General features: G+C 48.2%; 12 protein-coding genes. All 12 read right to left on the reverse strand.

Annotated elements, in window-relative coordinates; genetic code table 11:
• Positions 1-8: 8 nt before the first annotated feature.
• Positions 9-1,610 carry an aldolase catalytic domain-containing protein gene (locus PHH59_RS13565; protein ID WP_300017137.1) on the reverse strand — a complete coding sequence of 534 codons (1,602 nt, stop codon included), beginning with the start codon at positions 1,608-1,610 and terminating at the stop codon, positions 9-11.
• Between the two features lie 40 nt (positions 1,611-1,650).
• Complete coding sequence (locus PHH59_RS13570; protein WP_300017140.1) at positions 1,651-2,502, reverse strand: class I SAM-dependent methyltransferase; 852 nt, start codon at positions 2,500-2,502, stop codon at positions 1,651-1,653.
• Positions 2,503-3,022: 520 nt separating this feature from the next.
• Positions 3,023-3,304 (reverse strand): hypothetical protein, encoded by a 282-nt coding sequence (locus PHH59_RS13575; RefSeq protein ID WP_300017143.1) that lies wholly within the window; start codon positions 3,302-3,304, stop codon positions 3,023-3,025.
• Positions 3,305-3,379: 75 nt separating this feature from the next.
• Positions 3,380-3,748 (reverse strand): hypothetical protein, encoded by a 369-nt coding sequence (locus PHH59_RS13580; protein WP_300017146.1) that lies wholly within the window; start codon positions 3,746-3,748, stop codon positions 3,380-3,382.
• 213 nt (positions 3,749-3,961) lie between these two features.
• Positions 3,962-5,071, reverse strand: a complete 1,110-nt coding sequence (locus tag PHH59_RS13585; protein ID WP_300017149.1) for a glycosyltransferase 61 family protein — start codon at positions 5,069-5,071, stop codon at positions 3,962-3,964.
• A 410-nt stretch (positions 5,072-5,481) separates the two neighbouring features.
• Positions 5,482-6,576: a glycosyltransferase 61 family protein gene (locus tag PHH59_RS13590; protein ID WP_300017152.1), complete on the reverse strand. Its 1,095-nt coding sequence runs from the start codon at positions 6,574-6,576 to the stop codon at positions 5,482-5,484.
• A gap of 200 nt (positions 6,577-6,776) precedes the next feature.
• Positions 6,777-7,505 (reverse strand): class I SAM-dependent methyltransferase, encoded by a 729-nt coding sequence (locus tag PHH59_RS13595; RefSeq protein ID WP_300017155.1) that lies wholly within the window; start codon positions 7,503-7,505, stop codon positions 6,777-6,779.
• A 70-nt stretch (positions 7,506-7,575) separates the two neighbouring features.
• Positions 7,576-8,697 carry a hypothetical protein gene (locus PHH59_RS13600; RefSeq protein WP_300017158.1) on the reverse strand — a complete coding sequence of 374 codons (1,122 nt, stop codon included), beginning with the start codon at positions 8,695-8,697 and terminating at the stop codon, positions 7,576-7,578.
• Positions 8,698-8,885: 188 nt separating this feature from the next.
• Positions 8,886-9,758, reverse strand: a complete 873-nt coding sequence (locus PHH59_RS13605) for a sulfotransferase domain-containing protein (protein WP_300017161.1) — start codon at positions 9,756-9,758, stop codon at positions 8,886-8,888.
• A 207-nt stretch (positions 9,759-9,965) separates the two neighbouring features.
• Positions 9,966-10,730, reverse strand: a complete 765-nt coding sequence (locus PHH59_RS13610) for a sulfotransferase (RefSeq protein WP_300017164.1) — start codon at positions 10,728-10,730, stop codon at positions 9,966-9,968.
• Between the two features lie 375 nt (positions 10,731-11,105).
• Entirely contained in the window at positions 11,106-19,232 is an 8,127-nt protein-coding gene (locus PHH59_RS13615; protein WP_300017167.1) for a glycosyltransferase, read from the reverse strand.
• A 135-nt stretch (positions 19,233-19,367) separates the two neighbouring features.
• Positions 19,368-22,007 carry a glycosyltransferase gene (locus PHH59_RS13620; protein ID WP_300017170.1) on the reverse strand — a complete coding sequence of 880 codons (2,640 nt, stop codon included), beginning with the start codon at positions 22,005-22,007 and terminating at the stop codon, positions 19,368-19,370.
• Positions 22,008-22,329: the final 322 nt, after the last annotated feature.

A 22,329-nucleotide genomic window follows, 5' to 3' on the forward strand; every position in this document is an offset into this window, starting at 1 on the left:
TCTCTACTTTATATAAGCGCGTAAACACTGCTTTCAGGAATTTGATAGCGTGTCGGGGTGATGCTGGCAATCGCGATGCTTTTTGGTTGATCCATATAGCATTTGAAAAGCCTGTTCATTTCGTGATTGCGAGGATCATCCTCGCCGTAGCCATCAAAGCCCGCAAGGTAAATGCAGCGGGCCTTGCCACTGGTGGCAATGGCTAAAGCGTAGGCAATGACCAGCGAGTTTGGCAATATGGCATAGTGCTCATGAAATTCGAAAGTGTCAGTCCGTACAGTGAGGCCAAAATCCAATAACGGTTTATCCCCTAATGCCGTAATGACATCTTCGGGCAACATGGATACAGGTGTTGCCAAGGGATGTGGCAAACGTGCGTGTTCTTCGCAATCGGCAAGCAAACGCACGGGATGACAGGCGGCGCGGATGTCGATCAGCTTGTCATCCACCGCTTTTTGGGTGTTTAACGCGATAACAAACGGCTTTTTCTGCTGGATAAAATTTTCCAAGGCCAAACCATGCGCTTTTGCACCCTGCCCCGTGCCCAGAATCAACACGTCCCTCTGTTGGATTAATGACTGTGGTTGCCAGCTTCCCTTGGGTTCGGTATTGTAAAAATGACGGGCCGTGTTCAAGGTCTGAAGGTTAAATTGCTTGCTGTTTTCGATTTTTAAATGCTCGATAACCGCCAATATGTCTTCGTCACTGTAACGGCTATCGGCAAGCATCTCCTGAATGTAGGAAGGATGGATCGAATATTTACCGGCCAGATAATAGTAGGGATTGCTGCCCCAACCATAATGTGCTTGCAGGGGTTTGAAATGTTTACGTATGACTTTCAAGAGCGTAGTGATATTACAATTCGCTTTCCTCGAAGATTCCAGCTCCAACACCAGGTATTCGGTTTTCACATTGCCTGGCCCGCGTCCCATGCCAGTTAAGGTGCCATCCACCCAAGCCACCCCGGATTGCACGGCAGCGACTGAATTGGCAAGTGCCAAGCCCATATTGTCATGGGTATGGATGCCCAAATCACCCGTCCAGGCTGTTCTGAACGCATCAACCACAGCCTGGGTTTTCTGTGGATTCATGCTGCCCATAGAGTCGGCAAAATACAACACATCCAGCGGATAACGGGCGGCTAACACAGCCAAGTCGCGGATTTCTTGCAATGAACGGTCAGCCACTTGCATCAGGTTGAAGCCAACTTCATAGCCTTGCTCTTTCAACCACAAGCAGGCAGGTAACGCTTTTTCAAATTCATGTACATGGCAAGCGATTCGTACCAATGTAACCGGTGATGCTGATGCCGCCCTGAACAGCCGCTCCAATAGAGCGGTTACACCTTGTTCGTATTGTACTAATTCACTGGCATTTATCATCACGCCCAACTTTAGTTCAGCAGGCACATTGAGCGATTTTATAAAGCTGTCAGTTGTATACGCGCAACCGCCTTTAAATCCATCGATTTTGAGCGAACGGAAGCCTAGTTCAACATAATCGGCACTAATGGCTTGCATGGCTTGCAGATAATCTTCAATGAGTTCGATTGAAAAATCCCAGGCGTTGTAATAGCCACCATCACGAAGGGTGCAATCGAGAAACTTCATGCGCAATTCCTTGTTAATCGGTGTGGAATGAACAATTTCATTATTTGCTGATGACCAATTGGATTTCATTAGTCCTTAAATCATATTCGGAATAGTTATTCAGCAATACAGGAGGGATGGCAAGCTGGTTCACTTGCGTAGTGCGCATTTCCATAACATGGAATCCGGCTTTAAGAATCTGGGCCAGCAATTGATTGACGGTTAGCTTATTCAGCGTTTTGTATTCGCCTATCAAATAATTTTTCACATTTTCAAATTCGTTTTCCCTGTACATGATGTCTTTCTCGGTATCAGGAACCGTGTCTTTTGATGCTTTTACCCGCCGCAAATAAGACGCTTCATCAGTCAGCAAATGCGCCCAAGGTTCATCGATCAACCTTTGCAGATGCGAGCCGAAAGGTGACGCATAGAAAGGCTCGATTTGCAGGAAAAACACCCCCTTGGGTTTTAAAATTCGATAAACCTCCGCCAAGGTTCCATCAATCATTGCCACATGTTCAAACACGGACCACGAATAGCCACCGTCAAAATGATTGTCTGGAAAGGGCAACGGCTTGGACGGGTCGACCTGCACAAAACCAAGGGTGCTAGGATAATCAGCGAGATGCAACGTTTCCAATGCTTTTTGCGGCAGATCCTTGAATGCTTCGGTGACGTCAAATCCAGTGACACCCCCGACCACACTACGGCTGACACCCAAGGCCATAATGCCATCGCCACAACCAAAATCAAACAACTGGCTATATCCCAAATCAATATATTTACTGAGTTTGGACGTGACGACGTTAGCGGCATACACATAGTGTGAATAAAACCACGGATCATTCTGTTGGAGCTTTTCGGCATCATTTTGGCTGATTTGTAAAAACGACGACATTAACTTTTTAATCATAATTTTTTTGTGTTTTAAGTGTGGGACGATTCATTTTCCAATTACCATTTTATGCCATTACCAAAAGCCAAAAATCAATACACTAATTTTATCGCGGCACTTGCCAACCACTTCATAAACCAAAACGGCCTAAACAAGATATAGATTTAGACAACAGCCAACGATGATAACTTTAACAATAACCCCGATTGGCTCGCTTATATAAGCGGCTAACAGTCGAATGCTTTTCTGACAATTATTTAACCCATAATAATTTTGGAACATATAAATAGGGTCAGGCAACCAAATTTAAAACCCAAGCCCTAGCGTTCTTCATAAAAATCGACTTTATTGTTTGGCAATCTAAGAGCCATCGGTATGACGCGCTATTTAAGCTTGTAGCCCAAACAACCGTATCAAGGCAATGCTTGTGCAAACTGGCCGCCGATATTTAAGCACCCATTCCGGTCGACAGGCAACAAATTCAATTTCCAAGGATGCTTTGCAACCTTGGATGAGTCAAAACCACCCGACGAACCAATTACTCTTGACCTTCTGCCTTGATCTTATCCCGTGCTTTTGCGACACCAAAAGAAATCTTTTTAACCGTCTCTTTGTGGCCATCTTTTTCGCGCTCAACTTGGCGTATCTTAAAGGTACCCAGTCTGGCAAATTTAACTGTACCTTCGTCCACTGAACTCAATTGCTTGCCAATTTCCAATAAAACGGCGGCTACGATTTTTTCTGCTTTTGAATCAGGCAATTTACTTAAGGTCTTAGGATTTGCTTGTTTTATCAATTCTACAATTTCAATCGATTTCATTTGTTCCTCTCTGTTATTTATTAAATAACATTAATATACTATCAATAACCACGATCAGTACCCGCAAAAACTTCTTCACTCAAGCAAACCTTTCTTGACAAAAACTTTACGCAGTGATTGCCAATGAAAAATAATATCTTGGGCAGTTGAATGCGTAGCACTAGATTGGTTTTCACGATCAAACCATTTTTCCGCCAAAACCATTGCATCCGCCAAAGTTAATGCGGCGATTTCTTCACGCAACATAACCGTCCGATGTTGCGTATCCAACCACCCCTGAAACGCCGAAATTTCAGCTTCGGTCATTTTTTTCTGCAAATCTTCGGAAAGCTCAGGCGTTGATAATTTTACCGTACCAATTATCACGTTATTGCCTTTCTTTTTAGTTTCATCATAGGTGATTCGGATAAGCTGAATGACGTTCTTACGGACACGAAAATGCATGATTTTATATTTTTAGCCGGAATAATGGGCAATATATTGCCCTATTTAATACACTAAAGCAATCTAAATGGTTTAAGCCACAATTTATTTAAGAAGTGGAAACACAGCGGGACAATCAAATTTGCGCATTTTAACGTAGACAGTCAGAAGTACGCTTCATAAACCTGCACACCGTATCGCCAGCACCCATTCAAAAACGGGATCAATGCTTGCTTAGCTTGCTTTAAACAATCTCGGCGCACGGTTTTTTAAAGCTGAATCCAAGATTTCTAAATCTTTTGTTAGTTCTGGATCGGAGTAGCCTTTAGTTTTGACCAATCCTTGGTCAAACAGCACGTTCCAAATGGCATTCAAATCTTGCAGGACATTTGCGTTCGCGCCTTTGATCTCGCCGCCGAAGCGAAGAAAAAAGTTATAAAACTCTGATTCAAATCCATTTGCTTTAGAACATAATGAAAAATTTTCATTGAAACGTTTAACCCGCGAAAAATGCAATAATTTTACACCCTTATTTTTAGCAAATATTAAGGTATGAAATGCGGAACCCGTAAAGCCAGCGACAACCGAAGCATTTTCAAATAGCCCGATTTGTTCGGTTAAAGAAAGTTTTTCAGGATGGACAATGGTAAAACCTTCATTATGCAATGCTTGTTCAAATTTTTTCTCCCCGGCAATAGCCCCTTTTTTTTGCAAAGACCGACTTAGCCAAACTTTATCGTACTTTAATGCCGGGGTTTTATTTCCAGTCAGTTTTTCACCTAATTGAATTAATGCAGCCGCTTGTTCTTGCGCGAAAAACGTTTCGATAATATAGCCGAAGCCAGGTATGATCAGTTCCTCAAAAATGAGCGGTTTATCAATAATTTTAAACCGGTCAATATCTATCACTAAATGACTTAAAATCTCTTTTTGCCAGGCCATTAACCCGTCATTAGAACCATTTTTTTCTTTTGCACCCGCACGGTAAAAGTAAATATCTTCCGAACTTTTGATGAGATACCAAGCACGGGAAAGGGTTTCAAGCAAAAAATGCCCATAATGATTGGATATAATCCCACCATATACCGCTTTTCCGGTTATTGTTTGGACTGTACTGCGATCTATCGTATAGTTTTTTTCGTGTTCTTGTATTTGTCCATACCCTCTTTTTAATAAGGATCCAGTGTGAGGCCTGTCCATAGCATCATAGATGCCACCGATAAAATTGACACTACCTGGATAACTTCCCTTATCATTTGGTCGAACGCCTCTCAATTGACTTATAAAACAATTTTTAAGCGAAACAACCGTCAAATCGTGTTTAAAATTAGGTGGTAGATTCATGGCCATAGTTAATTTTGAAATTTAAAACCCAAATATAAACAATTTTTTATCATTGTCGCTTATAAACAACTCTCATTTTATCCGTTAGTATTTTTGATTCTCTTTTTTCCATTAAACACCACTAGATATTTTTGTTTTTCGCAGTTCATCCGATAATTGTATTGGACTGTAACGGTTTGTTTTGTAAAAACCAGCTAAATCAGTTAAAAAATTTTTTATAGCTTTGCCGCCACCAAGTTAATCTGTAAGTGGCAAATCGCCTAAAATCACTTCCTAGTGCCGATGAGAAAACTGGTTTCCTGCTTACAATTGGGATCGATTTATGTAATCTACAATAATTTCGCGTTTATTATTAAAAAGGCATTAAGAAATTTGACTGGAAACACTGGTTAATTTTGAAAAAAGTATATTTATGACCATGTACGCGGATTTCTTATTGTTTCATCCAAACGTTTTAAATCTTCTTTCATGGTCGGATCTTTGTATATGCGGGTTCTTACCAGGCCTTTTCTATGAAGCAGCCTCCAAATACCCGTTAAATCTTGCAATACACTGCCACCTATACCCTTTGATTCCCCTGATTTAAGGTAATAATTATAATATTCTGCATCAAATCCAGCCGCCTTGGCACATAGATGATAATTATTATTCATATGCGAGAGCCGCGAAAAATGTATTAATTTTGCCCCCTTGTTTTTAGCGAGCAACAGGGTATGGAATGCTGAACCCGTGAAACCACAAACTACAGAGGCATTTTCAAATAATTTAATTTGTTCTGCAATAGAAAGCGTTTCTGGGTGGACAACAAGAAAACCCTCCCCACTTAACGCGGTTTCAAATTTTGTTTCACCTGCAATAGCCCCTTTATTTAATAAAGACCGGCTTAGCCATATCTTGTCTGCAACAATATCCTTACTGCAATTTGCCGTTATTTTTGACCCCAACAACACCAGTGCATCCCTATGGATTGGCGCACAAAAATTTTTACCTACAAGGCCCGCCTCAGGTACGATCAATTCATCAAATATTAATGGTTTATTAATAAGTTTTATACGGCTGGGATCGGTGACTAAATGACTTAATATGACCTGTTGCCAACCAGACAAATCATCATATGTACTGTCTTTTTTATTGTGTTGAAGGTGATAAAAATAGACATCTCCAGTACTATCAAGAAGATACCAAGTCCGCGCAAGGCTTTCCAATAAAATATGCCCATAATGGTTGGTAAGGATACCGCCGTAAATAGACTTATCCGTTATTCTCGTAGCCGCATCACGTTTAATTTCAATTGCATTTTCGTGCGCCTGCATCAGCAGCGTAGGTGCGCCCCTTATGAGCAGAGAGTCGATATGCGGTTGATCTGAACTATCATAAATACCGCCAATTGAGCCGACCCCTTTTGGATAATTAACCTTCTCATCTGCACGGATAGGCCTAATTGCACTAACATAACTCGATGTCAGTAATGGAGCTTTTAAATCAGGGGCATTATTCTTAGTCATTATTAATAATGTTTATTTATACAATACCTTCGCAAACCCTATAAAGCCAGTTAGAATTCCGGCCCATATAGCTAACCCAGCGACTTGAAACCAATCAATAGATTACATTTTAGTTAAATAAAATTCAAATTAGCGAAGACAGTGTTTGTTTAAAGAATGGTCAATATAAAAATTCACGGTTTTGATAAAAGTTTCGCCGCTTATTTGCTTGCTAATTCGTTTAAGCATAAATTAATGGCTTCTTCCTCTTCACAAATTCTAAGAATATCCATGTGGTCAAGAAGGTCAAAGTAGCTTAAGCGTGAAATAGTTTCTAGCGAGTTGAAAAGGGGCTTGCGCCATCCGTTGTTAGAACGCCACACCAGTGTCTGCGGATTTCCAGAACTAACAATAGTCCGGTAATTCATCCCCAGATGGAAATCATGCAAAGCAAAAATCACTTTGTAAACATCTCCATGCCAACGTCCTCCTTTACCACCCGCCTGTCTACGATAATTAACCGCCTTTTTTTGATGGGGAACTGCGGAATACACATCGTTAGGAATTGTGTCATCAATCAAAAAAATTGTCTGTTCATGGGAATGGACAAGGCTGTTACAAAAATCACGGTAAGTTTGCTCAAAAGTATGTAGGCCATCAAGAAAGATGACGTCATATTTAGTCGCTATGGGCAAGGTAGAAAAAAAGTTGTCCGATGTGGTCTCATTCAAGCTGGCATTTTTATCAGTCACGGCTGCCACATCAAAGAGAAATTTTGGATCGACGGCGGTTCTTTGAGGAATAGAAACATCAAAAAAAGTCCTTCCCTTATTGACGCCTATCTCGAGATAAGTCCTGGCATTTATGCCCTCAGCAAGAGTCTTAATCCGGCGTGGTGAATGGCTCATTGCTAATGCGGCGGCAGACTCTTGATCTACGATTTTATTCATTTTAAATCCTCTTTCTAACGATTATGAAAATTCTAGTTTGCTGTTTTTACAAAGTTTTGTAACATCAATATTAAATCAGTTCATAGGTTTTTTTTGCGTCCCCGTTTTGCACCAGCTTTTCATCCTCATCCAAAAGTTTATTATGCAGCGCATACATCCAGTCGGCCACAACTTGGGGTGGCATTTGTGGATTCCAGCGTTTAAGGTAATCGGACCCCAACTGCTCCGCCAACCATTGCAAATCCTGAGGACGGTAGCTTAATAAATCACTCTCCGAGGCAATTACGGGGCCTGCGTCTTTATGTGGCTCATCCATTGATACGCCTAGCCGTTTTTCTATCCAAGCAATATCGGCTTTTCGTTCTTCCAGCATAGGCGTGATCGCCGTATCCCAAGAGAAACGGGTTTTGTTGCCGGGAAGTGTCGCCAAACGGTTAAACATCAACAAATCTTTCCTTCTATGCCCCCTCTTCCCTCGGACACTATTCGAACCCGTGCTATAAGCGGCATTGTATTTATGGTAGGTGTATAAAAATGCCAGTGCTTCCCGCGACAGCCCAATATTAGAACTTTTGATTAATTCAACTGGAAAATTAATATCGAGCTTCGTACAAAAATCCTGTACTACGCAGCCGTTAGTAAATGTGGACGGGTCGAACTTCCACAACAAAACATTTGTTTTGCCAAAGACCTTATAAAATTTTGAAAATTGTCTCCGATAGTCTGGATATAAACGTTCGTTATTAAAATTTAGCTCAAAGTAACTACGTTTAGTCCTTTCCATAAAAGCACTTTCTATTAAACTTTTAGGTGGCCTCACATAACCCACCGCTAAAATTTTATCTACGCGGCTGGACAGCAAATCACGCAATATGATCAACTCATCCACACCGATAGCCGACGAACAAAAAACTTCGGCTGAAATAAGAAAATTTCTGGCATTGGAATCCAATTGCTCCAAAAGTATATTTTTGACTTTATCCCTGCGCCTTACAGACCTTTCTTGATCGCGTTCATTTTTTTGATGGTGCATCGAGTCGTCTACAAGTAGGGTGCCCATAGGCCCGCAATGATTTGGTAGCATTAAATCAACATATTTCCATTCAGGATTGTCCAACTGCTTCCAAAATGTCTGTTGAATGGATGATGTACCAGTTTTGTGCATACCAACATGTATCACACATCTTTTCATTTTCTTTTCTCCCGAAACGATTCGTTTATGGCTTTTATAGAAGTTTGCAATATGATGCCCTTACGCACCATGACACTTGTTGATGGCTCCGACAACAAGGAGCTAAAAGCCATAGAATAAATATAAATCAAACAGATAAATTCAATCCACTGTGGCTTGCCACAATTATTTAAGTGCTGCCATGAGGTTTAGCGACGAAATGTGGACAAATCTTTTTGCCACGATTGCGGCAATTTTGCACCGAATTCAGATTCAGCCCAATCATATACATGGCTAAATTTGTTATAAATTCGCTCCCGCATTGATTCACTTAAGGGTTTGGGAATGCCTTCCAGGACACGTTTTTCTGTGTCTGGTGCAATAAAGTCGATATCACAAAAACGGCATAATTGTGCAATCACATCGGGGTTAAACAAATGCTCATAAAACTGGACAAACACCCGCTCTTTCGGAAAAACCTCATAAACTGTCGACAATGTTTTGCCGTAATCAGTGCATTGAAAAAAATGCGGTTTTTCTAGAAATTTTTCGTATTCTGTAAGAATGTTGATTTCTGGATTCATTTTTGAACGCATGCGTAGGGCTGACCAAAAACGGTCTATGGGATTTCGCATCAAAAAAATAAGCCTGACATCATCCGCTAAACTTTTAATGGCTTCATAGCCTTGCGTATCGAGTAAAGCATATTCCGGGGTCACTTCACAGAACACTGATTCGTTTGTAGCATAGAGGGCAAAATAATTGCGGTAACGCTGTATATCCCCTTGTATCCTAACGCGATCCGATAATCTTTTGAATCGCTTGAAAACGGGCGTATCTTTTATTACATCCGCCATTTCTAACTTGTGTGCTATTTCTATGAATGTCCTTATTTGCCGGCGTTCAAGTCCAGCACACAAATCAGCCCGGTAACGGGCATCAAAAAAATGCAGCTCTTTAAAAGGGGGCACCAATACCTGGGGACTTCCCGAAAGATAATCCGCTAGCCAACTTGTCCCGGCTTTCTGCGCCCCAATACCAATAACATATCTGATATTACCCACGTCTTTTTCGCCCATCATATTTATGCCTTAATTAGTTTTTTGTTGTGGGGTTGTTATTTTGACCAGCTTGCCAATTCCAAATTTTTTCTCCATCCCAAAGCAAACAATACCCATCCGCAGAATGCGCCCATAATTATTTTTCATTATTTTACTAAATTTAAACAATAGCTTACTTACAAACTAACTCAATAACGAAGGGATGCCATCCTCTATATTTTTTGCCGCTTAGCGATAAAAGAACAATTCAAATTCCTCAAATCGCTTTTCTATTTGCCTTATCTGGGCTTTATTAAAAACTTCCAGATACTGAAAAGGAATATTGGACGAAATATAAGGCAACTTGGTATGGTGGTAACGGAGATTTTTTAAAAGCAGATAAGAAAGGTCGAATTCTTGACCAGCATGGGCAAACAATTTCTCAAGTGTCTGGCGGGTGTCCAAGCAAACGGATTCTAAGGAAACAGCGATTGCATTAGGAATATGTCCTTGGACGGTCTGTTCCAACTGGGCGTGTATGATACGCAAATATTTCTTTTTCCGAGGTGCGTAAGAGTCGAACCAGACAGAAAAATTATCGGTTTTGGCACGGCGGAAATCAGAGGCGACTATCGCACGGGGATCTTTATAGGCGGCAATAAAAGGACAATCGATTTTTTGTGTGCAACTGTTTAATGCGGAAAAGTATCGTGGCGTCTTATCAAACATAAGGGTTTTTTCATGATTGACCACGGTGGAGTGTTGCCAAAGCCTGTCATAAAACTCATCGAAAGTGTCGCAATCACAAATCATGTCAAGTTCGGAATCCTTGACCCCCCAACCAGAAACGATATTAGAAATAAAAGGTTCTAAAGAACGAAATTCCCGTGGGGAATTGACCAACAAAACACCGGTTTCAAATCCTGAATCAATAGTTGGGACTTGTCGAAAAATATCAGACAAAAGTGTTGTGCCACTATGCTCGATTCCACAAATAACAAAAGAAGGTTTCAAGATTATTCCTTATGGTTAATTAATTACGAAACTGTTATATAAATTTTCTGCGTAGATACAGCTTGCTTTAGAAAAATTACTGGGTGGTGCTTTATTTTCACTTACCGTGTATTTGTTTAGTGCTGCAACACCCGATCATTACCAAGCGATTGTAACCAAAGCAACTTGAAATTAGCAACGTTACTTAGGAATGGGCATGGAATAGTTTTGGCAATTACCCGCTAGACCTGTCAGGTTTTAAAAACCTGACAGGTCTCAATCCTCGAACTTATTCCATGCCCATTCCTTAGCTTTTTCATCTGTATCAAAAAAGAAACCATCATTCGGGTTCGGCTTCATTTCAGTAATTGGCGACAAATTCCGACACTAGCCCCTTTAACTGGTTTTAATCAATTTGGCCGCCTCTACATAAATTTCAGCCAACTCCCTGACCTGTTCGGAGACGCGCCTGGACTTAGGCGGGCGGGCGTTGCCCTTGAAGATGGCGGGGGTCTGGTCGATCTGCGCGAGGCAGCCGGCGAGGGCTTCCAGGGTCGGCTCGATGACGAAGCCGGACTTGTCCTCGACCACGTCCTCGCCGATGCCGCCCATGCCGCTGGCGACCACCCAGCAGCCACAGGCGGCGGCCTCGCGGGTGACCAGGCCGTAGCTTTCCGGCCAGGTGGAGGGGGCGAACAGGACGTCGATCTGCCGGTACAGGTCGACGACGCGGGTCTGCGCCGTGCGCCCGATGACGGTGACCGGCACTTGCCCCCAGTGGGTTTCCAGGCGGTAGCCTTCGTCCTGGGAGTGGTCGACCACGAGCATTTCCAGATGCCCGGGCTGCACGGACTCGACGGCGGCCTTCAGCAGGAAGTAGCCTTTGTGTTCGGCCATGCCGCCGACGTGTCCGCAGACGACTTTGTCGGTGTGGCGGGTGTCCTTGGCTTTCCATTCCAGGGTCTCGGAGATGCCGTTTTTGTTGACGCGGATCTGCGGGATGTCGTTTTTCCGGTAGATGTTGGCGAAGCAGTTGGAGACGGTCAGCACGGCCTGGGCGCCGTGCAGCAGGTCTTTCAGGTAAATGAGGCGTTCGACCGAGTCGAGCAGGCTGACGTTGCTGGGCAGGGGGCGCGGCAGGTACGGGTCGGGATGGCCGTCGGGGTAGACGGCGTGGTTGGCGTCGACGAGGAACTGGTAGTCGGAGATCCACCAGGCGTCGTGGACGGTGACGATATAGGGGATGCCTGCGGTGCGGGCGGCCTCGACCACGGAGCCGGTCAGGCGCTGGACGCAGTGGAAGTGCACGAGGTCGGGCTGTTCGGCTTCCAGGTAGTCGCTGAACAATTCGCCCATTGGCTCGTCGGTGGGGTGCCAGTCCATGTTTTCCCGCCACAGGATGCTGGCGCGGTAGACGCGCGCGCCCTGGTGGTTGTAGGTGGTCATCTGGTACGGTGTTTTCAGGTCGGCGTCGGTGGTGAAGACGCTGATTTCGAAGCGGTCCTGGTAGTCGCGCTGCAGCAGGTCGAAGTTGTCGGCGATGACGCGGGTGGCGCCGCCGATGGACTGCGGCGGGAAGAAGACGTTGACCAGGGCGATTTTTTTGCGCGGCCGGCCGCCGGGCCGTCCGGCGGCGTCCACGGCGTCGGCCAGCAGCGAGGCGAGGTTGTCGGCCAGGGCCTCGACGCTGTATTCGGCGCGGACGCGGGCCTGGGCGTTTGCGGCGACGGTTTGCCGCAGTCCGGGGTCGTCGACCAGCCGCTTGAGGTGCCGGTACCAGTCGTCGCCGGTGGCGGCGATGAAGCCGTCTTCGCCGTCGTTGATGATGTCGCGGTAGTTGGCGGTGGTGCTGACCACGGACGGTATCCCTAGGCAGGCGGCCTCGAACCATTTCAGTTCGCTCTTGCAGCCGTTGACCTCGTCGTCGTGCAGGACGGCGAGGTTGATGTCGGCCCTCTCCAGCATCGACCAGTAGGCCTTGACGCTTTTGACGGGCGGCATTTGTTTGACGCGCCCGCCATAGTCGGCGAGGAACGCTTCCGGCAGTTTCAGGTAGCCGGCGATTTTCAGGCTGACTTTGGGGTTTTCGTCGAGCAGGCGGCTGACCGCAGGCAGGGCCAGGTCGGCAAAGTCGCTGTTGTGCGCCATGGTGCCGCTGCCGTAGAAGATGTCGATGGTGGCTTTGTCGGGGTCGGGGCTTTTGTGCTTGAATTGGTTCAGGGCGTCGATGCCGTTGCGGTGGAGGTAGCAGCGCCCGCCAAACACCAGGGGCTGGAGCTTGTCGGCCAGGGCTTGGGTGGAGGCCAGCCCGAAACGGCAGTAGTGCGCGGCGGCGTTGAACGAGGCCATGCCTTTCATGAGCTGGAGGTAGGTCTCCAGGCCCAGGTAGCCGCCGTAGGTTTCGATGGGCGGCGGGTAGGCTGCGTCGAACAGCAGGTCGTCGATCTCGTAGAGGGACAGGCGGCCGGTGGCGTTGACTTGCGCCATCGCCTTGAGCACCGCCGGTTCGGCGGGGACGCGGTAGAAGATGACGAGGTCGTGGAAGGCCAGGGCGTTCTGCTGGGCGGCCAGCTCGGTCCAGGACACGGCGGTGACGGCCTTGCCGAGGGACTCCAGTTGCTCGATTTTCTGGTCGATGCGGTAGCGCACGCACTGCGGGATGTGGAAGTCGCCGACGATGAGGACGCGCCCCAGGTTGCAGCCGCCGACCTGGGCGGGGTTTGCCGCCGCCCCGTAAAAGCGCAGGTAGGCGCCGTAGATGAACGCGGCGGCGGCGGCCGTCCTGTCCGCCAGCCCGGCGCGGTCGCCGACCACGGCCAGGGCCTCGAAGCGGCCTTGCTGTTTCAGCCAGTACTCGTGGAGCAGCCCGTCCAGGCGTTCGCGGAAAGCGCCGGACTCGGGGTTTTTGTCGATGCCCTCCAGCAGCACCTCCACCATCGCGCGCGGGTGCGCCGCGAGCTTTTTGCAGTGCATCAGGTTGGATATGAGCCATTTGCTAGGCTCGCCTTCGCTGTCGATGGCGGCCTCGTAATGGGCGGCGGCGGCCTCGTAGTCCTGTTGCTCAAAATAGGTGTTGCCCAACAGCTCCAGCACTTCGGCCCGGCGCCCGAAGGCGAGGCTGATCTTCAGCAGGGTGCGGGCGGTGTCGGTGTCGGTGTCGATGTCGGTGTTCTCTTGGACGACCAGCTTTGGTTTCGCCAGCTCCAGGTAATAGCGGGCGTTGAGGGCGTTGTTGCGGCTGACCCGCAGAGGGGAACCAACCTGGCCAGAAAGCAATTTGCTGAAGTCTTCTATGTTGATTTCAACACCGTATTTAGCGTTGATTTTAAAGACTGTCTTAAAGTCGATTTGCTTTATATTTCTATGGCTGTCTTGTTGTATTTCCGCATGTTGTCCAAAGACTAGGCCCACCCTTAATAAATTCATGGCATGCTTGATATTACCTGACGCCAAATTGTGCTTGGCAAGTTCGAAGTGGTAATTGGCATTGATGCCGTCATTTTCGCTGATTCTAAGCGGATACGCCGTTTCACCGTCCATGAGGCGGCTAAAGTCCTCCACGGTGACCGGATCAACCAATTCCGGCAACGCTTCGATATTTCCGGTATTTTCTTCCGTCTCTTCAAAGCCTAGGGCGAACCGTAACAACTCAACCGCCTTTTCAATGTCATGGCTGTCCAAAGCAGACTTGGCAAGCTCCAAATAAAAAGCCATGTTAAGGGTTTCATCGAAGCTGATACGCAACGGGAAGGTAATGAGTCCGTTCTTCAAATGATCAAAATCTTGTGCTGAAATTTCTTGGCCAAATTCGGCATTAATTTCAAAAATAGTTTCAAAATCAAAATCTCGGGTTTGATCCTGGGTATCAACATCTGCTTCATTTAAATAAATGCTTGCCAACTCCCTGACCTGTTCGGAGACGCGCCTGGACTTAGGCGGGCGGGCGTTGCCCTTGAAGATGGCGGGGGTCTGGTCGATCTGCGCGAGGCAGCCGGCGAGGGCTTCCAGGGTCGGCTCGATGACGAAGCCGGACTTGTCCTCGACCACGTCCTCGCCGATGCCGCCCATGCCGCTGGCGACCACCCAGCAGCCACAGGCGGCGGCCTCGCGGGTGACCAGGCCGTAGCTTTCCGGCCAGGTGGAGGGGGCGAACAGGACGTCGATCTGCCGGTACAGGTCGACGACGCGGGTCTGCGCCGTGCGCCCGATGACGGTGACCGGCACTTGCCCCCAGTGGGTTTCCAGGCGGTAGCCTTCGTCCTGGGAGTGGTCGACCACGAGCATTTCCAGATGCCCGGGCTGCACGGACTCGACGGCGGCCTTCAGCAGGAAGTAGCCTTTGTGTTCGGCCATGCCGCCGACGTGTCCGCAGACGACTTTGTCGGTGTGGCGGGTGTCCTTGGCTTTCCATTCCAGGGTCTCGGAGATGCCGTTTTTGTTGACGCGGATCTGCGGGATGTCGTTTTTCCGGTAGATGTTGGCGAAGCAGTTGGAGACGGTCAGCACGGCCTGGGCGCCGTGCAGCAGGTCTTTCAGGTAAATGAGGCGTTCGACCGAGTCGAGCAGGCTGACGTTGCTGGGCAGGGGGCGCGGCAGGTACGGGTCGGGATGGCCGTCGGGGTAGACGGCGTGGTTGGCGTCGACGAGGAACTGGTAGTCGGAGATCCACCAGGCGTCGTGGACGGTGACGATATAGGGGATGCCTGCGGTGCGGGCGGCCTCGACCACGGAGCCGGTCAGGCGCTGGACGCAGTGGAAGTGCACGAGGTCGGGCTGTTCGGCTTCCAGGTAGTCGCTGAACAATTCGCCCATTGGCTCGTCGGTGGGGTGCCAGTCCATGTTTTCCCGCCACAGGATGCTGGCGCGGTAGACGCGCGCGCCCTGGTGGTTGTAGGTGGTCATCTGGTACGGTGTTTTCAGGTCGGCGTCGGTGGTGAAGACGCTGATTTCGAAGCGGTCCTGGTAGTCGCGCTGCAGCAGGTCGAAGTTGTCGGCGATGACGCGGGTGGCGCCGCCGATGGACTGCGGCGGGAAGAAGACGTTGACCAGGGCGATTTTTTTGCGCGGCCGGCCGCCGGGCCGTCCGGCGGCGTCCACGGCGTCGGCCAGCAGCGAGGCGAGGTTGTCGGCCAGGGCCTCGACGCTGTATTCGGCGCGGACGCGGGCCTGGGCGTTTGCGGCGACGGTTTGCCGCAGTCCGGGGTCGTCGACCAGCCGCTTGAGGTGCCGGTACCAGTCGTCGCCGGTGGCGGCGATGAAGCCGTCTTCGCCGTCGTTGATGATGTCGCGGTAGTTGGCGGTGGTGCTGACCACGGACGGTATCCCTAGGCAGGCGGCCTCGAACCATTTCAGTTCGCTCTTGCAGCCGTTGACCTCGTCGTCGTGCAGGACGGCGAGGTTGATGTCGGCCCTCTCCAGCATCGACCAGTAGGCCTTGACGCTTTTGACGGGCGGCATTTGTTTGACGCGCCCGCCATAGTCGGCGAGGAACGCTTCCGGCAGTTTCAGGTAGCCGGCGATTTTCAGGCTGACTTTGGGGTTTTCGTCGAGCAGGCGGCTGACCGCAGGCAGGGCCAGGTCGGCAAAGTCGCTGTTGTGCGCCATGGTGCCGCTGCCGTAGAAGATGTCGATGGTGGCTTTGTCGGGGTCGGGGCTTTTGTGCTTGAATTGGTTCAGGGCGTCGATGCCGTTGCGGTGGAGGTAGCAGCGCCCGCCAAACACCAGGGGCTGGAGCTTGTCGGCCAGGGCTTGGGTGGAGGCCAGCCCGAAACGGCAGTAGTGCGCGGCGGCGTTGAACGAGGCCATGCCTTTCATGAGCTGGAGGTAGGTCTCCAGGCCCAGGTAGCCGCCGTAGGTTTCGATGGGCGGCGGGTAGGCTGCGTCGAACAGCAGGTCGTCGATCTCGTAGAGGGACAGGCGGCCGGTGGCGTTGACTTGCGCCATCGCCTTGAGCACCGCCGGTTCGGCGGGGACGCGGTAGAAGATGACGAGGTCGTGGAAGGCCAGGGCGTTCTGCTGGGCGGCCAGCTCGGTCCAGGACACGGCGGTGACGGCCTTGCCGAGGGACTCCAGTTGCTCGATTTTCTGGTCGATGCGGTAGCGCACGCACTGCGGGATGTGGAAGTCGCCGACGATGAGGACGCGCCCCAGGTTGCAGCCGCCGACCTGGGCGGGGTTTGCCGCCGCCCCGTAAAAGCGCAGGTAGGCGCCGTAGATGAACGCGGCGGCGGCGGACAGGTCGGCGGACAGCCCGGCGCGGTCGCCGACCACGGCCAGCGCCTCGAAGCGGCCTTGCTGTTTCAGCCAGTACTCGTGGAGCAGCCCGTCCAGGTGCTCGCGGAAAGCGCCGGACTCGGGGTTTTTGTCGATGCCCTCCAGCAGCACCTCCACCATCGCGCGCGGGTGCGCCGCGAGCTTTTTGCAGTGCATCAGGTTGGGCACCAGCAACGCGCCGGATTTACCCTCACTGTGCATGGCGGCCTCGTAATGGGCGGCGGCGGCTTCGTAGTCCTGTTGCTCAAAATAGGTGTTGCCCAACAGCTCCAGCACTTCGGCCCGGCGCCCGAAGGCGAGGCTGATCTTCAGCAGGGTGCGGGCGGTGTCGGTGTCGTTCTCTTGGGCGACCAGCTTTTGTTTCGCCAGCTCCAGGTAATAGCGGGCGTTGAGGGCGTTGTTGCGGCTGACCCGCAGAGGGAAAGCGATTTCTGCTGAAAGCAGTTTATCAAAATCTTCCGCCCCCACTTCAAAGCCTGCTTCGGCATTAATCTCATAAATGGTTTGAAATTTATTGGGATCCGATGCCAACTCCGAACCCAGTGAATACGGATCAAATACTACTTTTTGGGAATTATTTACCAGAATTACATCGTTAGCGACAACATCAATGGAGCCTGCGTGTTCACAAACTTGTAAATATTTATCGATCAACTCTTTTGGTACCAGAATCCTAAAACCAGATTGCAGAAATTTTTCGCCAAACTGCCCCGCAATATCGAATCGGTCATACCATTCGGGTACCACAGAATAAGAAACATCGCCGATGCGTAAAAAGAGTTTTAACGGTGTCTGTTCTTGGTTAAAGACCCAACCATGAATTTTGAGATTATCAATGCTTTCAACATAGCCTTTGATGCTTATTGTTTTTTTACTGGCTTTTTTCTGTAAGGCTTTGCTGCTGGCAAAATCAGCCTTTAAATTCAATGGCTCCGCTTTATTTTGCAAGGTGGCGTTATTAGCGACCACATCAATTGTTTTAGCATTTTGGCGGGCAAGCAAAAATGTTTCGACCAGATCCTGCGGTATTTCAATTTTAAAGCCTGATTGCAAAAATTCGTCCCCAAACGCCTCGGCAATATCAATACGCATTAGCCATAAAGGGGATACTTGATAAACCAGGTCACCAATATGCACAGCCAGCTTCAACGGTCTTTCGTATTTATCAATCACCCAGCCATAGATATGGATGCTTTCGATGCGTTCGACATGGCCGATAATGGCGGCAGCCCCGTCAATCGCCGTTCCATCGGATTTATGGCCCGTGTCCGTTGGATTACCGTTTTTATCCAGGCTTGGATCATTAAGCGATGTTGCTACAGGTGTTGCATTTTCTTGTAGGCTTGAAGCAATGGCTGTTTCAACTACAGCGGCTTCGCCCGAATCCAAAGCCGCCACATCCGTTTCAACTATTTGCGTATCGGAAGCCGCTTGACCGCCAATATCTGCATTACTATTTTCAAAAACCGACGGTAGCCCATCGCCGGATGGATTTATTGACCTGTTGGTGTCATCTGTAATTGGCGCGTCGGAATTTATATCGTCTTTAATTTCAACATCTTGCGTATTTTTTTGGATTTGGTGTCCGTCTTCGCCTTCTGCGTCTTTTAAGACAACCGTGTCCTGGATGCTTTCCAGGCCCTTGCCATCTTGGCCGATGCCGAAACTTTCATCATTGCGTGTTTGTACATCCTTGGAAATATCTTTTTCATCGGCAACTTGGAAAACGCTTTGTGGGACTGTTGCTTCGTTTGCCGCCGCTTTCCGCACAACTTTGTTATGCAGGATAATTCCGTTAGCTATAACATCAATATGCTTGCCATCTTGGTGCGCCAATTCAAAAACCTCTGTCAAGCCTTGCGGTATTTCAATCCTAAAACCTGAGCGTAAGAATTCTTCACCAAGCTGCCCGGCAATATCTGTGCGCTCCAACCAGGTGTAAGATATTTGGTAAGAATCGTTACCAATCCGTAACGACAGGTTTAACGGGTTGTTATCGTAATCAATCACCCAGCCGTGTATTTGCAAATTATCGATATGCTCTATGTAGCCTAAAATACTGACGCCATCATCTTCATCAGCCCCTTGGTAAGCCGATCCGGTTTCAGTATCAGACGGCCCAACACGGGCTTCCAAATCGGAAATCGCTGGAGTTTTCTCCGCAGACGAAGATTCAATAGCGTTATCCGCCGCAGCTTCTTCAACGCTCTTTTCAGAAATCTCGCGGGTGACTGAAATTATTTTTTTCATATCTTGTTCCGTATTATTTTTTCGTAGATGCAATTTAGATGGCTCTGCCAGCGAATGACGGCTTACCGGGCTAAAACAAAGCGCGTTACCTCAGCCTATTTTTAGTTTTCGAATCGCAGGGGCTGCAATTTTTTGTCAAGACCCGGCTTGCAGGCAATCATCCCTGAATGTTTCAAACTGCTGGATAATTTTTTCAGGCGTATCTATCCATGATAAAGGCATTAGCCTATCTTCCATACCTGATTCCCTGGCACGTCTGGCAATGGCGCCAATATCAAAGGAAAATACCGGCAAACCGGCTTGTAAAGCCAGTGATAATGTGTAGCTATAAGTTTCCGGCCATATTGACGGCAGCCACACAATATGTGGATTTAAGCTTTCGAGCTTGGTAAACGCTTCAAATTCATGATATTTGCCAGCAACCAAAACGCCCGCATCTTTTATTAACGGATCATTCATCGTATAACCCATCACAATAAATTCTATGGGCAGATTATATTGTTGCGCCCGTTTGGCGCAGGCCATGATGACATTAAAGCCTTTAATTTTTCCGATGGCGCCGATAATGACCACACGTAATTTTTCTTCTGCCGCAAGCACCGGCATTTTTACTTGGACAGTTTTTAAATCAATGGCTTCATGCGGCAACACTTCAAAAGTGATGTCCGGGAAATAATTTGCCAGCCGATCCGCCACATCTTGGTCAGGGACAACAATACGGTCTGCCAAAGCCATCGCGTTTTCATGCAAAGACCGCCATTCACGGATATTCTTGGTACCAAAATCCGAACCGCGTTCAAGCAGGCAGCGGTTGCATCCGGCTTCATCAGGCTCTCCACAATAACGCCCGTCCTCATCAACCAAATTGATGCGCGGACAAATCACTTTATAGTCATGCAAATTGATTTTCCAGTATGCACCTATTTCCTTGATGATTTTTTGCAAATGCAAAGACGCATCGGTCATAAAATCGACCAGGCTATGGGTATGCACCTCGGTAATCCCCAAATCTTTTAGAACGGCGGCGAGTGCGGATATTTCCGCCAATTCAAAAGGGTTGATATTAGGCAAGGCATGGACGGACGCATGGCCAATATTGACAAGGGCCGGGCGTTTGGGCACGGGGCGTAAGGTGAACACCCCATAACCTTGTTGTGACAAGTTTGCAATGTCTTCTTGTAGCCGCCGCTCAGAACCGCCACCGCGATTATGGCAAACCAACAGGACATTTTTTTCCCGGCTCATGCGCTTTAACCTGACTTCATCAAGACGTGAGCGGTCTGCTTTCAAAGGATCATCCTGTATGAAAACATCAATATCTTTCCGGTAGCGCGGGTATTTTTTATCCAAGGTCTTAAGCGCGGCTTGTACGCGCATGGCCTTTTCACCCTGGAAAGAAGTTGAACCCAAATGGCGGACGAAAATGTCGCTGGCAATAATATTGCGCCAACCTTTACGGATCGCCCGCTGGCAAAAATCGTTTTCTTCGCCATAACCTTTGCCGAAGGCCTTTTCATCAAACAGTCCTACGGCTTTTAAACAGTCCCGTCTGATATACATGCAAAAACCGACGCCAGTGGGCACTTCTATTTCCCTATCGGCATTGGCCTTCGCCGTGAGCGCATCCATTTCAGCGTAAGCCACTTCTAAAGGATAAGGGTTGTCATGCAGGAAATTTGGATAACTACAAATTGTCGCGTTATTGGATAGCGGGGTCACCGTACCCGTTTTGGGATTGCGGTGCGCCGCTTTATGCAAGCGGTCCAGCCAACCGTCATAAACTTCGGTATCGGAATTCAGCAGGACAACATGCCGATCTTTATGCAATTTCATACCGCGGTTTACGGTTTGCACAAAACCCAAGTTCTTTTCATTGGCCAATAGCGTAAACAAACCCATGCCGGCTAATTTTTGTAATTCCTGGCTCAGTTCCTCATCAGGACTGGCATCATTAATGACAACAAGCTCGAAAGGTAATTGATAAGACACTTTCAATGCGCTGTGCAAACAGCGTAGCGTTTCTATCCGCCCTTTGTATACCGGCACGACCACGTCAATAACGGCGTTTTCAACTTTGGCCCGTGGTTCGAAAGCCGCCCAGGCATCATCATCCGGTAAAGCCAAACTAGGCATTTCAGTCATTTCAGTCCCTTGAAAATCCACATGTTCTTGATCAGGCAACGTGGTGCGCCCTTCCAAACGGCCAAAAAACAAATAATGCAGCAGAGGGTTCATTCGTGTGCCGAGTATATCGGGCGATATACGCAGATAATGGGCACCATCAAACTGATGACAAGGTGAGCGGCCCTCAATCCCTCCCCATTTTAGGTAATGGAGCAACGGATCATTACCTGAACGCAACACGTCTTTATTGTTAGTCAGATAATAATCCACGTCAAACCAAGCACTGGGGGAAGTCCTCCGGTAACGCCCCACATATTTATAATGAAGGACGGAGTTGACATATAAGCGCTTGGTAAGCCCCGATGCTTTTGACCGGTAATACGCCGGTTCAAAAAGGGCCATAGGTAAGCGGCCTTCCTTGTCACCATGCTTGGCATAATGCTGTAAACCATTTATTTCTTTCTCGGCGACATCACTATTGTTTCTTAGGTAATAAGAATTATCGTAAATGTCCGCACCTTTAAGGAGTCGTATCAACAGGGCGTAATAGAAAAAACGTAACTTCAATACCTTACAAATAATTTTAATAGCCCATAGCGACGCCATTATGGCTTCACCCCGCCATGCCCTTGTTGTTTCCCGAATTGTCATGTAGTTACCTGAGTTTAATCTGAAATTTTAACTGGCAGAATCGATAGCCTGTGGGAAGCTTTATCATGCTTTATGATTTAACAGAGCTTTATGATTTAACAGGGTTTAGCGATTGTTTGATCCGTTCATATTGAAATCGGGGTGCCATCAAGTCCAAGGCTCCCGCAAACTGCATTTTTATCGTCCTATTTCAAGAACACCCGTGCGCCCAATCCCATCTGGTACATCATCGTCGCGATTTCCTTGAAGAGCTGGCGGTACTTGGGGTCGACGGCGGGGAGCACCATGATCTCGTCGCCGGGGCGGATGCCGGGGCTGCTGA

The organism is Methylovulum sp., assembly GCF_028687615.1.
GTDB lineage: Bacteria > Pseudomonadota > Gammaproteobacteria > Methylococcales > Methylomonadaceae > Methylovulum.

What these genes read in the sequence shown, in the direction of transcription:
- PHH59_RS13570 (WP_300017140.1), bottom strand. Translation starts at nt 2,502, where the DNA reads ATGATTAAAAAGTTAATGTCGTCGTTTTTACAAATCAGCCAAAATGAT.
- PHH59_RS13595 (WP_300017155.1), bottom strand. Translation starts at nt 7,505, where the DNA reads ATGAATAAAATCGTAGATCAAGAGTCTGCCGCCGCATTAGCAATGAGC.
- PHH59_RS13605 (WP_300017161.1), bottom strand. Translation starts at nt 9,758, where the DNA reads ATGATGGGCGAAAAAGACGTGGGTAATATCAGATATGTTATTGGTATT.
- PHH59_RS13615 (WP_300017167.1), bottom strand. Translation starts at nt 19,232, where the DNA reads ATGAAAAAAATAATTTCAGTCACCCGCGAGATTTCTGAAAAGAGCGTT.
- PHH59_RS13620 (WP_300017170.1), bottom strand. Translation starts at nt 22,007, where the DNA reads ATGACAATTCGGGAAACAACAAGGGCATGGCGGGGTGAAGCCATAATG.
- PHH59_RS13565 (WP_300017137.1), bottom strand. Translation starts at nt 1,610, where the DNA reads ATGAAGTTTCTCGATTGCACCCTTCGTGATGGTGGCTATTACAACGCC.
- PHH59_RS13575 (WP_300017143.1), bottom strand. Translation starts at nt 3,304, where the DNA reads ATGAAATCGATTGAAATTGTAGAATTGATAAAACAAGCAAATCCTAAG.
- PHH59_RS13600 (WP_300017158.1), bottom strand. Translation starts at nt 8,697, where the DNA reads ATGAAAAGATGTGTGATACATGTTGGTATGCACAAAACTGGTACATCA.
- PHH59_RS13580 (WP_300017146.1), bottom strand. Translation starts at nt 3,748, where the DNA reads ATGCATTTTCGTGTCCGTAAGAACGTCATTCAGCTTATCCGAATCACC.
- PHH59_RS13590 (WP_300017152.1), bottom strand. Translation starts at nt 6,576, where the DNA reads ATGACTAAGAATAATGCCCCTGATTTAAAAGCTCCATTACTGACATCG.
- PHH59_RS13585 (WP_300017149.1), bottom strand. Translation starts at nt 5,071, where the DNA reads ATGAATCTACCACCTAATTTTAAACACGATTTGACGGTTGTTTCGCTT.